This window comes from Pseudomonas brassicae (assembly GCF_010671725.1).
GTDB lineage: Bacteria > Pseudomonadota > Gammaproteobacteria > Pseudomonadales > Pseudomonadaceae > Aquipseudomonas > Aquipseudomonas brassicae.
Window position 1 is genome coordinate 1 of the sequence record NZ_JAAHBU010000297.1, and the last position, 12481, is coordinate 12481.

Annotated in this window: 8 protein-coding genes and 3 pseudogenes; 8 read left to right on the forward strand and 3 right to left on the reverse strand. The window is 64.2% G+C overall.

Translation table 11 applies throughout. The annotated features are described in order from the left end of the window. Window positions 1-25: 25 nt before the first annotated feature. Both G3436_RS19260 and G3436_RS19265 read right to left on the reverse strand, forming a co-directional pair. On the reverse strand, window positions 26-976 hold the full coding sequence (locus G3436_RS19260) for a homoserine kinase (RefSeq protein WP_163948176.1): 951 nt from the start codon (window positions 974-976) through the stop codon (window positions 26-28). A 64-nt stretch (window positions 977-1040) separates the two neighbouring features. Then, window positions 1041-1328 (reverse strand): DUF2782 domain-containing protein, encoded by a 288-nt coding sequence (locus G3436_RS19265; protein ID WP_163948179.1) that lies wholly within the window; start codon window positions 1326-1328, stop codon window positions 1041-1043. A gap of 74 nt (window positions 1329-1402) precedes the next feature. On the opposite strand from G3436_RS19265, the pseudogene polA reads away from it, so the two are divergent. Continuing rightward, a pseudogene (polA, locus tag G3436_RS19270) lies at window positions 1403-4197 on the forward strand (DNA polymerase I). Window positions 4198-4508: 311 nt separating this feature from the next. Here the strand turns inward: polA and yihA are convergent. Then, complete coding sequence (yihA, locus tag G3436_RS19275; protein ID WP_163948182.1) at window positions 4509-5141, reverse strand: ribosome biogenesis GTP-binding protein YihA/YsxC; 633 nt, start codon at window positions 5139-5141, stop codon at window positions 4509-4511. A 131-nt stretch (window positions 5142-5272) separates the two neighbouring features. On the opposite strand from yihA, the pseudogene G3436_RS29020 reads away from it, so the two are divergent. The 7 genes and pseudogenes from G3436_RS29020 to G3436_RS19310 all read left to right on the forward strand — a co-directional run bounded on the left by G3436_RS29020 (window position 5273) and on the right by G3436_RS19310 (window position 12431). Then, window positions 5273-5492 (forward strand): annotated as a pseudogene (locus G3436_RS29020) (hypothetical protein). Between the two features lie 70 nt (window positions 5493-5562). Then, on the forward strand, window positions 5563-6180 hold the full coding sequence (locus G3436_RS19285) for a c-type cytochrome (protein ID WP_163948185.1): 618 nt from the start codon (window positions 5563-5565) through the stop codon (window positions 6178-6180). A gap of 163 nt (window positions 6181-6343) precedes the next feature. After that, window positions 6344-6976, forward strand: a complete 633-nt coding sequence (gene dsbA / locus G3436_RS19290) for a thiol:disulfide interchange protein DsbA (protein WP_163948188.1) — start codon at window positions 6344-6346, stop codon at window positions 6974-6976. A gap of 11 nt (window positions 6977-6987) precedes the next feature. Continuing rightward, the gene (locus G3436_RS19295; protein ID WP_163948192.1) at window positions 6988-7842 is read left to right on the forward strand and encodes an endonuclease/exonuclease/phosphatase family protein; all 855 of its coding nucleotides are present in this window, start codon (window positions 6988-6990) and stop codon (window positions 7840-7842) included. A gap of 23 nt (window positions 7843-7865) precedes the next feature. Further along, window positions 7866-9895: pseudogene (locus G3436_RS19300) on the forward strand (GGDEF domain-containing protein). 64 nt (window positions 9896-9959) lie between these two features. Beyond that, on the forward strand, window positions 9960-10736 hold the full coding sequence (locus G3436_RS19305) for an N-acetylmuramoyl-L-alanine amidase (protein WP_163948195.1): 777 nt from the start codon (window positions 9960-9962) through the stop codon (window positions 10734-10736). A 75-nt stretch (window positions 10737-10811) separates the two neighbouring features. After that, complete coding sequence (locus G3436_RS19310) at window positions 10812-12431, forward strand: EAL domain-containing protein (protein WP_163948198.1); 1620 nt, start codon at window positions 10812-10814, stop codon at window positions 12429-12431. Window positions 12432-12481: the final 50 nt, after the last annotated feature.

Sequence of the window (12481 nt, forward strand, 5' to 3'; positions counted from 1 at the left end):
GCTTGCCAGCGAAGCTTTTCAGCGGTTAGAGCGCAAACGGCAGGGCGATCTCCACCTGCTGGCGCGCCGCCAGCCTCACCTCGAAGTCGGCCGGGTCGTGAATCAGCACGTCCATCCCGGCAAACGACTCGGCGGCAATCAGCCGCGACAGCCAGAACCGCACGCAGGCCACCCGCAGCATCACCGGCCACAGCTGCGCCTCGGCCGCCGTGAACGGGCGCAGCGCCGCGTACGCTCCCAGCAATGCCCGCGCCCGCGGCGGGTCGATCTGCCCGTCATCCTCGCAGCACCAGTCGTTCAGGGTGATCGCCAGGTCATACAGCATCGGCCCCGAACAGGCGTTGTAGAAGTCGATCAGGCCGGTCAGGTGCGTGCCTTCGAACAAGGCATTGTCGCGGAACAGGTCGGCATGCAGGTTGGCCCGTGGCAGCGCCAGGATCTGCGCCTGGTGCTGGGCGATCTCGTCCAGGCAGCCCTTGAGCAACGCCTGCTGCACCGGGGTCAGCCGCGGCATCAGCTCGGCGCCGGTCTGCAGCATCCAGTCCAGCCCGCGGTCGGTCTTGCGCTCCAGCACCTGGTGCTGGGTAGCGGTGTGCAAATGGCCGAGCAGCTCGCCCACCTGCACGCAATGCTGGTTGTTGGCCACCTTGATGTGCTTGCCCGGCAGGCGTGGCTGCAGCAGCGCCGGCTTGCCCGCCAGCTCGCGCAGCGCCACGCCGTCGGTGGTGCGCAGCGCGTAGGGAACAGGCAGGTCGGCATCGTGCAGCACGTCGAGCAGTTCGATGAAGAACGGCAGGTCCTGGATCGGGCCGCGTTCGACCAGTGTCAGCACGAACTCACCCTGTTCGAGGCTGACGAAGAAGTTGCTGTTCTCGGTGCCGGCAGCAATCCCCTGGAAGTCCCGCAGGCGGCCCAGTCCATAGGGTGCCAGAAAGGTTTCCAGTTCGGGCCGGGTCAGTGGGGTGAAGACAGACATGGTCAAAAACTGCTCATTCGGGCACTTCCCGCAGGACGTGCCAGGTGGATGGTAGGGTGCTGCATTACCACTCGAAGATTTTCCAGGAAGGAATCAGCATATCGGGTTGGTCGGAACGGACGAAGTTACCTTCCGAGCCGTCGGCACGCACCAGAAAATAAGGCTTGCCCCCTTTGGGCGTGACCTTGATGGCATACAGGAAGCCGTTCTGGCGGTATTCCTGGATGGTCTTGTCGCCTTCCGTGCGAATGGTGACATCCGGATCGGCCGAAGGCGCTTCATCCGCCGCGCTGGCCGCCAGTGGAGCGACAGCCAGCACACCGAGCAGCAACAGGCGATTTAGTCTACGCATGATAACCTTGTCCCTTTGTCGTCAATGTTCCGGACATTCTAGCGCCGGGCCCGTTGAAAAGGTTGATTCTGCTCATGAGCCAAGCTCCCCTCGTCCTGGTGGACGGTTCGTCGTACCTGTACCGCGCGTTCCACGCGCTGCCGCCGCTGACCAACTCCAAGGGCATGCCCACCGGTGCGGTGAAGGGTGTGCTGAACATGCTCAGAAGCCTGCGCAAGCAGTACCCCAACAGCCCGTTCGCAGTGGTGTTCGACGCCAAGGGCGGTACCTTCCGCGACGACCTGTACGCCGACTACAAGGCCAACCGCCCGAGCATGCCCGATGACATGCGCGTGCAGATCGAGCCGCTGCATGCCAGCGTCAAGGCCATGGGCTTCGCGTTGCTGTGCGTGGAAGGGGTCGAGGCGATGATGTGATCGGCACCCTGGCGCGCAGCAGCGCCGCCGCCTCGCGCCCGGTGGTGATCTCTACCGGCGACAAGGATATGGCGCAGTTGGTCGATGCGCACATTACGCTGGTCAACACCATGTCGGGTTCGTCCATGGACGTGGACGGCGTGAAAGAGAAATTCGGTGTCGCTCCCGAGCAGATTATCGACTTGCTGGCACTGATGGGCGATTCCTCCGACAACATCCCCGGGGTCAAGGGCGTCGGTGAAAAGACCGCCGTCGGCCTGCTGGTGGGCGTCAACGGTGGTATCAAGGAACTCTACGAAAACCTCGATATCGTGCCGAGCCTGCCGATTCGCGGGGCCAAGACGCTGCCGGCCAAGCTGCTCGAACACAAGGACCTGGCGTTCCTCTCCTATGAGCTGGCCACGATCAAGGTGGATGTACCGCTGGACGTCGGGCTGGACGACCTGCACCTGGGCGAGCCGGACCGCGACACACTGCTGGCGCTGTACACCGACCTTGAGTTCAAGGGCTGGATCGACGAGGTGCAGCGCGATGCCAAGCGCCAGGCACTGGCCCCGGTGGCCACGTCGGTGTCGGTTGCGGCGCCTGAGGCGGCACCGGTTGCCGTTGCGGCGCCCGTCGAACCGGCAGCGCCGGTAGCGCCTGTGTACGAGACGATCCTCGACCAGGCGCGCTTTGACGTGTGGCTGCAGAAACTCAAGGACGCCGAGCTGTTTGCCTTTGACACCGAAACCACCGGGGTCGATGCGCAGCAGGCGCAACTGGTGGGCCTGTCGTTTGCCGTGCGTGCCTATGAAGCCGCCTACATTCCGCTGGCACACACCTACGAAGGTGCTCCGCAGCAACTGGACCGCGACCTCGTGCTCAATGCGCTCAAGCCGCTGCTGGAAGACCCGAATACGCTCAAGGTCGGCCAGCACGCCAAGTACGACATCAACATCCTGGCCAACTGTGCCGGCATCACCGTGCGCGGTGTCGCCTATGACACCATGCTCGAGTCGTACGTGCTCAACTCCACGGCGACCCGCCACGATATGGACAGCCTGGCCAAGAAGTACCTGGACCACACCACCATCACGTTCCAGGACATCGCCGGCAAGGGGGCCAAGCAGCTGACCTTCGACCAGATCCACCTGGACCAGGCCGGCCCGTACGCCGCCGAAGACGCAGACATCACCCTGCGCCTGCACCAGAAACTGCACGCCGAGCTTGCGCTGCTGCCGAGCCTGGCCCATGTGCTGAGTGACATCGAGATCCCGCTGGTGCCGGTGCTGGCGCGTATCGAGCGCGAAGGTGCGTTGGTGGACGCCGAGCTGCTGAAGATCCAGAGCGGCGAGCTGGGCGACAAGATGGACGCGCTGGAGCGCGAGGCCATTGCCCTGGCGGGCGAGCCGTTCAACCTTGGCTCGCCCAAGCAGCTAGGCGCCATCCTGTACGACAAGTTTGGCCTGCCGGTGCTGAAAAAGACCCCCAAGGGCCAGCCGTCTACGGCTGAAGAGGCGCTTGAGGCGCTGGCCGAAGAAGGCTTCCCGCTGCCCAAGGTGCTGATGCAGTACCGTTCCATGAGCAAGCTCAAGAGCACCTACACCGACCGCCTGCCCGAGCAGATCAACCCGCGTACCGGGCGCATCCACACCTCCTACCAGCAGGCGGTGGCAGCGACCGGGCGCCTGTCGTCCAGCGACCCTAACCTGCAGAACATTCCGGTACGCACTGCTGAAGGCCGGCGCATTCGCCAGGCTTTCATCGCCGCGCCCGGCTACACACTGCTGGCGGCGGACTACTCGCAGATCGAACTGCGCATCATGGCCCACCTGGCCAAGGACGAAGGCTTGCTCAGCGCCTTCCGCGACGGGCTGGACGTGCACACGGCCACCGCCGCCGAAGTGTTCAAGGTCGAGCTGAGCGAGGTCACTTCCGAGCAGCGGCGCAGCGCCAAGGCGATCAACTTCGGTCTGATCTATGGCATGGGTGCGAAGAAGCTGGGCAAGGACATCGGCGTCGACAGCAAGACCGCCAAGGCCTATATCGACGTGTACTTCACCCGCTACCCGGGAGTGCGCGAGTACATGGAGCGCACGCGCAAGCAGGCGGCCGACCAGGGCTATGTGGAAACGCTGTTCGGGCGCCGCCTGTACCTGCCGACCATCCACTCCAACCGCCCGCAGGAGCGCGCCGCAGCCGAACGTACGGCGATCAACGCGCCGATGCAGGGCACCGCGGCCGACATCATCAAGCGCGCCATGGTGGCGGTGGATAACTGGCTGACGAGCACCGGGCTTGATGCTCGGGTCATCCTGCAGGTACACGACGAACTGGTACTGGAAGTGCGTGACGACCTGGTCGAGCAGGTAACCCGCGAGATTCGCGAGCACATGAGCAGCGCGGCCACGCTGGATGTACCGCTGGTGGTGGACGTGGGCGTGGGCGCGAACTGGGATGAAGCGCACTAGTCGAGAGCGGTAGGGGTCGTCGCCGGCAGCACCGGCGCCTGCATTGGCAGAAAAATGCTGCGGCATAAGGTCGCGGCATTCCTAGCCTCAAGCGGGTTATCGCAAATAGTTTCTAGCGCTCAGGAACTAAACCGGTGAACCACGACTCAGAGTAACTGAATGGCTGGTGAAGCCCTTCGATGCTCCTATGTTGTGTTAAGTGTTGGCAGATATCTGGACCCCGCCCTAGCGGTCCGGAACTTGAACCCCGAACTTCCCCCTCCCCATACGAAGTCCGGGGTTTTTTTTGCCCGGCGTTTGCCGGGCAGCCCTTATTCTGCGGGCTTGTCCGGCAGTTCCATCCAGCGTGCCAGCACCGCGTAAGCCTCTTCCAGGCCCTGGCGCTTGGGCGCCGAGAACAGCTGGATGGTCACGCTGTCGCCCCAGCCCTTGCGTATTTCGGCCTGTACCTTGAGCAGTGTGCCCTTGGCGGCGCCGAAGGTCAGCTTGTCGGCCTTGGTCAACAGGATGTGCATCGGCATGCCGCTGGCGACCGCCCAATCGAGCATCATCTTGTCGAAGTCGGTCATCGGGTGGCGCACGTCCATCATCAGGATCAGGCCCTTCAGACTCTCGCGGCTGCCCAGGTAGGCCTCGAGGTGGCGCTGCCAGTGCTGCTTGAGCGGGATCGGTACTTTTGCATAACCGTAGCCCGGCAGGTCGACCAGACGCCGATCGTCGTCCAGACTGAAGAAATTCAGCAGCTGTGTGCGCCCCGGGGTTTTCGAGGTGCGCGCCAGGCTGGCGTGGGTCAGGGTGTTGAGGGCGCTGGACTTGCCGGCGTTGGAGCGGCCGGCGAAGGCCACTTCAAAACCTTCGTCGTCCGGGCACTGGTCGACTTTGGCGGCGCTGAGGGCGAATTTGGCCTGCTGGCAGAGTCCGAGGATGGGGTTTTTGACTTGCATGGTATTTCCGATTGGGCGTTGCGCGAGGGGGTCTCGGCACGCGGTGTCGTTTCCGTTTCAGGCACGGGAGTATATAATGCCCCCGTTTTTCGTGTGCGCATTATCCCAGCGTAGGAGGATGTGCACGGGAGCTGCTTGATCAAGCTTGCGCAGTAGAACGCAGTGCAGCCCCCAACCCTGAAAGGGTCGTTTTCGGCGCTCAGGCTACACAGGATCCCGACAGCGTGGAAGTCACCGCTGACAAAGGGGTCGTAGAACCGGTCGGTGCAGCTCACCCAGGGTTTCAAGGCTATGCCGCCGCGTGGATTGTGCATGGACTGCAGTAGCGAGGACTACCAGGCCACCCCTTGAGGGGCGAGCCACTAGAACAGGTAGCCCCGATACATAACTCTTTCACCCTTAGCCGTAGTTGGATTAGCTGATGAACAAACTACTCGTGAGTCTGCTGTTGACCGTTGGCATCACCGGGGCCGCCAACGCTGCTGGCACTGTCGTTGGCGATGCCGCTGCCGGTCAGGCAAAAACCGCTGTATGTGGCGCGTGTCACAATCCCGACGGCAACAGCCTGGCACCGAACTTCCCCAAACTGGCCGGCCAGGGCGAGAAGTACCTGGCCAAGCAACTGCACGACATCCAGTCGGGCAAGCGCACCGTGCTGGAGATGACCGGCATGCTGGCTGCCTTCAACGAGCAGGACCTGGCCGATATCGCCGCCTATTTTGCCAGCCAGAAGGGCAGCGTGGGCGCTGCCAACCCTGAGCTGGTGGCACGCGGCGAAGCGCTGTTCCGTGGCGGCGACCTGAGCAAGGGCCTGCCGGCCTGCACCGGTTGCCACGCACCCAATGGCGCGGGCAATGCCGCTGCAGGCTTCCCGCACCTGGGGGGGCAGCATGCCGACTACACCAAGAAGCAACTGACCGCCTTCCGTGAGGGCGAGCGCACCAACGATGGCGACGCCACCACCATGCGCACCATCGCCAGCCGCCTGAGCAACAAGGACATCGAAGCACTGTCCAGCTACATCCAGGGCCTGCATTGATCCCGGCGTTAACGCTGGGTTAATGGTCTGATGCAACGATGAAAAGGGTGGCCCAGGCCACCCTTTTCTGTGCTCGGCCGTTACACTAACGAACTCGAACCTGCCCGGGCCTGTCTGAACACAGGTCGCGACGAGGCGACTCATCACTGCTCAGGAGTAACGCATGCGTAATCTGATTCTCAGCGCCGCGCTGGTCGCCGCCAGCGCCTTCGGTATGACGGTCCAGGCGGCTGATCCTGTGATCGCCGGCAAGGAATATATCGAGCTGAGCAACCCTGTACCGGTGGCCAAGCCTGGCAAGATCGAAGTGGTCGAGCTGTTCTGGTACGGCTGCCCGCACTGCTACAGCTTCGAGCCCGTGATCAACCCGTGGGTCGACAAGCTGCCTGAGGATGTCAATTTCAAGCGTATTCCCGCCATGTTCGGCGGCCCGTGGGATGCCCATGGGCAGATGTTCCTGACCCTCGAAGCCATGGGTGTCGAGCACAAGGTGCACGCGGCAGTGTTCGAAGCTATCCAGGTACAACACAAACGTCTGATCAAGCCTGACGAGATGGCCGAGTTCCTCGCCACCCAGGGTGTGGACAAGGACAAGTTCCTGGCCACTTTCAACTCGTTCGCGATCAAGGGGCAGGTGAAGCAGGCCAAGGAACTGGCCAAGAAATACGGCATCACCGGCGTTCCAAGCATGGTCGTCAACGGCAAGTACCGTTTCGACCAGGGCACCGCAGGCGGGCCGGAAGGCGTGCTGAACGTCGCTGATCAACTGATTGCCAAGGAACGCACCGCCAAATAAGAGGCGAAAGCATGCGTCGCTGGAAACCCGAGCGTCTGGTTGGCCTGCATGAACCGCAGGTCAACCCGCATCATCTGGAGGCAAGCGGCTTGCCGCAGGACGGGCGCCTGCGCCTGCTCAGCTTCAACATCCAGGTGGGCATCAGCACCGAGCGCTACCGCCACTACCTGACCCGTAGCTGGCAGCACCTGCTGCCGCACCCGGGGCGGGCCGGCAACCTGCAGAAGATCGGCGACCTGCTGGGCGACTTCGACCTGGTGGCCTTGCAGGAAGTGGATGGCGGCAGCCACCGCTCGGGCTATGTCAATCAGGTGGAGCACCTGGCGCAACTGGGCGCGTTCCCCTACTGGTACCAGCAGCTCAACCGCAACCTTGGCCGGCTGGCCCAGCACAGCAACGGTGTACTCAGCCGTCTCAAGCCGCAATTGCTCGAAGACCACCCGCTGCCCGGCCCGGCCGGTCGCGGGGCGATCCTGGTGCGCTTTGGCGAGGGCGAAGACGCCCTGGTGGTGGTGATGATGCACCTGGCGCTCGGCGCGCGTACCCGCGCCCTGCAGCTGGGTTACATTCGCGAGCTGATCAGCGGCTACCGCCATCAGGTGCTGATGGGCGACATGAACACCCACGCCACCGACCTGCTGCAGCACTCTCCGCTGCGCGACCTGGGCCTGATCGCACCGCAGGTGGAAGCGACCTTCCCCAGCTGGCGCCCGCAGCGCTGCCTTGATCATATTCTGCTCAGCCCGAGCCTTACCCTGGAGCGTGTGCAGGTGCTCTCCCAGCCGATTTCCGACCATCTTCCGGTCGCGGTTGAGATTCGTTTGCCTGACGCTCTGACTGTCGATACCCTTCCGGCCTTGCGTTAGTCCCTTCCTCTGCGGACCCTGGCATGACCGACGAAGCCCAGCGCTGGAAAGAAAAATACCTCAAGAGCATCGAGCAGCAGGAAAAGCTCGAACGCCGCTGGGACGCCCGTCTCGACTTGCTGCGCCGCGGCCTTGTGCGCAGCACCCTGGCTGCCGAAGGCAGCGACCGGGCCGTGGACCAGTGCATGAAGGAAATGCGCGAGGTCATCCGTACCGACAACATGGACGCCGCCCTGGCCGGGTTGATCCCGCGCCTGGAAAAGGCCGTGCTCGACTCCGAGCAACGCCGTGAAACGCGCATTGCCCAGGTCGGTACGGCGTTGAATGCGCTGGTGGCCCAGTTGCAGAAACTGCCCTTGCCCAGCGAAGTCAGCCGGCCGCTGAAGAAATTCGCCAAGCAGCTCGAGGTGCGGGCCAGCCAGTCGCGCGAGATGCCGTTGTTGCTCAGCGAGCTGAGTGGCTTGCAGGGCAAGGCGCTGGCCGTGCTGGAGCACCCTGAAGAGGCGAGCAAGCCGGGCTTTTTGCAGCGTCTGTTTGGTGGGCGGGATGAGGAAGAGGCGCCAGCGCCTGAGCCACAGGCACAGGCGGTGGCACCTTTGCCGGTGCCCGCAACAGTGGAAAGGGTCGAGCCTGTTGAGCCCATGCCGGAGCCGGCCCCGGCCGCCGTGACGACTGTTGCAGACGTGGATGAGTTGCAGCCGTTGCCGCGCCCGTGCAAGGAGACACCGGGGCGGCTGTGCAGCCATTTGCTGGCAAACCAGCTCCCACAGGCTCAGCGTCGTCTGCGCAATCCCACGGTGACACCAACGAACCTGAGCTCGCCAGCGTCACTGTGGGAGCTGGCTTGCCAGCGAATGCGCCGGAGCAGGCACCGCAGGACGAGTGCCTTGCCGGGGATGTTGTCGACGACGCAACAGCGCCTGAGGTGATCGAGGTCGAAGCCGAGGCGCCACCCGAACCCACCCCCGAGGAGTTGCACTACGCCCTCCCCGACGGCACCGAGCCGTCCTACAGCTCCGTCGCCACCCACATCGAGCAGACCCTGCTCGGCCTGCTCGACGACCTGACCCTGCCCGAGCGCCACAAGCCCCAGGCGCTGGCCGTGCGCCAGCGCCTCGAACACGGCCTGAACTGGTACGAACTGCTGCCGGTACTGGATGACCTGGCCGTGCTGATGCTGGCCATCACCGACAGCGGCCAGCACGAATTCGAAGCCTACCTGCAACAGCTCAACGAACGCCTCGAGTCGTTCCAGAGCCACCTGCAGGAAGCCAGCGAAGGCCATGCCGATAACAGCTCCGCCGACCGCGACCTCAACACCCAGCTGCGTGAACAGGTCGATGGCCTGCAAAGCAGCGTGCAGGGCGCCGCCGACCTCGACAGCCTCAAGCACATCCTGGAAAACCGCCTCGAAGGCCTGCTCGGCACCATGGACGAGCACCAGCAGCAGCGCGACCAGCGCGAGCACGAAATGGCCAGCCGCCTGCACGGCCTGGCCGAACGCGTGGCCAGCATGGAGCAGGAAGCCCTCGGCTACCGTGAGCACCTGGAGGAGCAGCGCCAGAAAGCCCTGATCGACCCGCTCACCACCTTGCCCAACCGTGCTGCCTGGTCCGAGCGCCTGGAGCAGGAGATGCTCGCCTGGCAGGAAAACGGCGGCCACCTGCTGATGGCGATGCTCGATCTCGACCACTTCAAGCGCATCAACGACAACTACGGCCACCAGGCCGGCGACAAGGTCCTCAAGATCGTCGCCAACGAACTGCGCAAGCGCCTGCGCAGCCGCGATTTCATCGCCCGCTTCGGTGGCGAGGAGTTCGTCATGCTGGTACCGCAGACCGCCCTGGCCGGCGGCATCGCGCTGGCCGAAACACTGCGTGCGGCAATCGAAGCCTGCCCCTTCCATTTCAAGGGCGAACGGGTGACGATCACACTGTCCATCGGCATTACCGCATTCCGCTCGGGCGAACGCAGCGAGGCTGTGCTCAAGCGCGCCGACCAGGCGCTGTACCGCGCCAAGCACCTGGGCCGCAACCGCGTAGAACAGGGCTGAGTGCGGCCCTCGAGGATACGTTATGCTATTGCATTACCGACTGCTCAGGCCTTGCCCCTCTACTATGAAAGCGTTTCTTTGTGCGCTGCTGATGCTCACGCTGGCCGGTTGCGCCAGTGGGCTGCGAATCGACCGCAGCCACCCCTCGGCCAACCAGGACAACCGCATCCAGTTCGTGGTGCTGCACTACACCAATGCCAACCTGGAGCGCTCGCTGGCGCTGCTGACCCATGGCGAGGTCAGCAGCCACTATCTGATTGGCGACAACCCGCCGACGGTCTATCAGCTGGTGGATGAAAGCCGCCGTGCGTGGCACGCCGGCGACAGCCAGTGGGAAGGCCGCACCTGGCTCAACTCCACCTCCATCGGCATCGAGATCGTCAACCCGGGCTTCACCGATACCCCCACCGGGCGCGTGTGGCACCCTTATCCCGAAGCGCAGGTGCAGGCCCTGATCGTGCTGCTCAAGGACATCGTCCAGCGCAACGGCATCCAGCCCCGACACATCATCGGCCACAGCGATATCGCACCGCTGCGCAAGCTCGATCCCGGCCCGCTGTTCCCCTGGAAGCGCCTGGCCGACGCCGGCCTGGGCATCTGGCCGGACGCCACGGCGGTGGCTCGCCAGCGTCCCCGTTTCGACGTCAACCCACCCAGCGCCACCTGGTACCAGCAACAACTGGCGCGCTTGGGCTACGCCATCGAGCAGACCGGCGAGTTCGATGTGAGCACCCGGCATGTGCTGTCGGCCTTCCAGATGCGCTTTCGCCCGCAGCTGTTCGACGGTGAGCCCGACGCGCAGACCGCCGCGATCCTGCAGGTGCTGAACAACCAGCGCTGAGCAACGCCGCCCAACGGGCAGGGCGATTTGGCTGGCAGTTGCTATACCTCATGGTATTCAACGGGATAATTCTTGATGTCATCTGCCTTTGCCGCGTTGCGCAGCCTGCTCTATCGTCCCTGGCTTCTGGCCACGCTTGCGGCCACGGCGAGTGCGACCCTGTTGCTGCTGGCCAGCATCGGCGTGGCCATGCACCAACTGCAGCAGAGCGAAAGCGCCCAGATGAACGCCAAGGGCGAACGCTTCCTGGAGCGCCTGGAGCAGATCTTCGGCCAGTTGCGCGAAGGCGTCGATGCGCTGCAGGCCCAACCCCTGCGCGGCTGCGATGCGCAAATGATGGCCGCGTTGCAGCAAGTGACCTTCGACAACCGCTTCGTCTTCGAGGCCACCTACCTGGACGGCGAGCAGTCCTGCTCCAACCGCCTGGGCAGCAGCACCTTCGACCCGTTGCGCGCCCCGGACATTCAAGGCCCCACCTACAGCTACTGGCTCAACACCACCACCGAGCCGGACGATAACCGTGCTGCGCTGGTGCTCGGCCGCGGGCACTTTCGTGTGTCTACCTCACGCGGGCACCTCACCGACGTGGTCGACCTGCCGCCCGGTGGCAGCCTGCTGGTGGTACTCGACAAGGGCGCGCGGGCTGTGCCGGTGCTGGGCCCGGCGCAACCCTGGCCGCCTGCCGGGCAATGGCCGCTGGCGTCGAAGGTGGACCTGATAGAGCTGCCCGACCGCCTGGTGTATCGCATGCCCACCAAGTCGCCCGACTATCAGCTGGTGCTGATCACCCCACGCGAAAGCCTGCCGCTGAAAATGAACGGTGTGCTGTGGCTGCTGTTCCCTGGCAGCCTGTTGCTGGCCTGGTGCATTGGCTGGTTGGTGTTGCAGCTGGTGCGCCAGAGCCGTTCGATGAGCTCGGAACTGCAGGGCGCGCTGCGCCGTGGCGAGTTGCAGGTGCTGTACCAGCCGATCTTCGAACTCACCAGCCGCCGCTGCGTCGGGGCCGAGGCACTGGTGCGCTGGCGACGCCCCGATGGCACGCTGACCAGCCCCGACCTGTTTATCCCCCTGGCGGAAAACACCGGGCAGATCCGCCAGATCACCGACTTCGTGCTGCAGCGGGTGCTGGAGCAGCTGGGCCAGGTGCTGCGCGCCAACCGCCAGCTGTACATTTCGATCAACCTGGCGGCGTGCGACGTGATGGTGCCGCGCATCGGCCGGGTCGCGGCGCGACTGCTGGCTCTGCACCATGTGTCGGCGACGCAGATCGCCTTCGAGGTGACCGAACGCGGCCTGATCGACGTGGTGGTCGCGCGCGACAACCTGCAGGCGTTGCGCGCGGTCGGGCACCAGGTGCTGATCGATGATTTCGGTACGGGCTATTGCAGCCTGGCCTACTTGCAGACCCTGCCGGTGGATTGCCTGAAGATCGACAAGGCCTTCATCGATGCGCTGGGGCACGATGCGGCCAGCAGCGGCGTGGCCCCGCACATCATTCGCATGGCCCATGCACTGCAATTGCGGGTGATTGCCGAAGGTATCGAGTATGAGGACCAGGCGCTGCTGCTCAACAGCGAAGGGGTCAACTATGGCCAGGGCTGGCTGTTCGCGCACCCGCTGAATGCGCGCCAGTTCGTCGAGCTGATCACCCGTGGACGGCGGTTGGGCCCGCGGCGCATCGATGATGAAGCTTAGGCCCGGTTAGCCTGATGAGGATAGCGCTCATGCGGGCCTCTTCGCTGGCA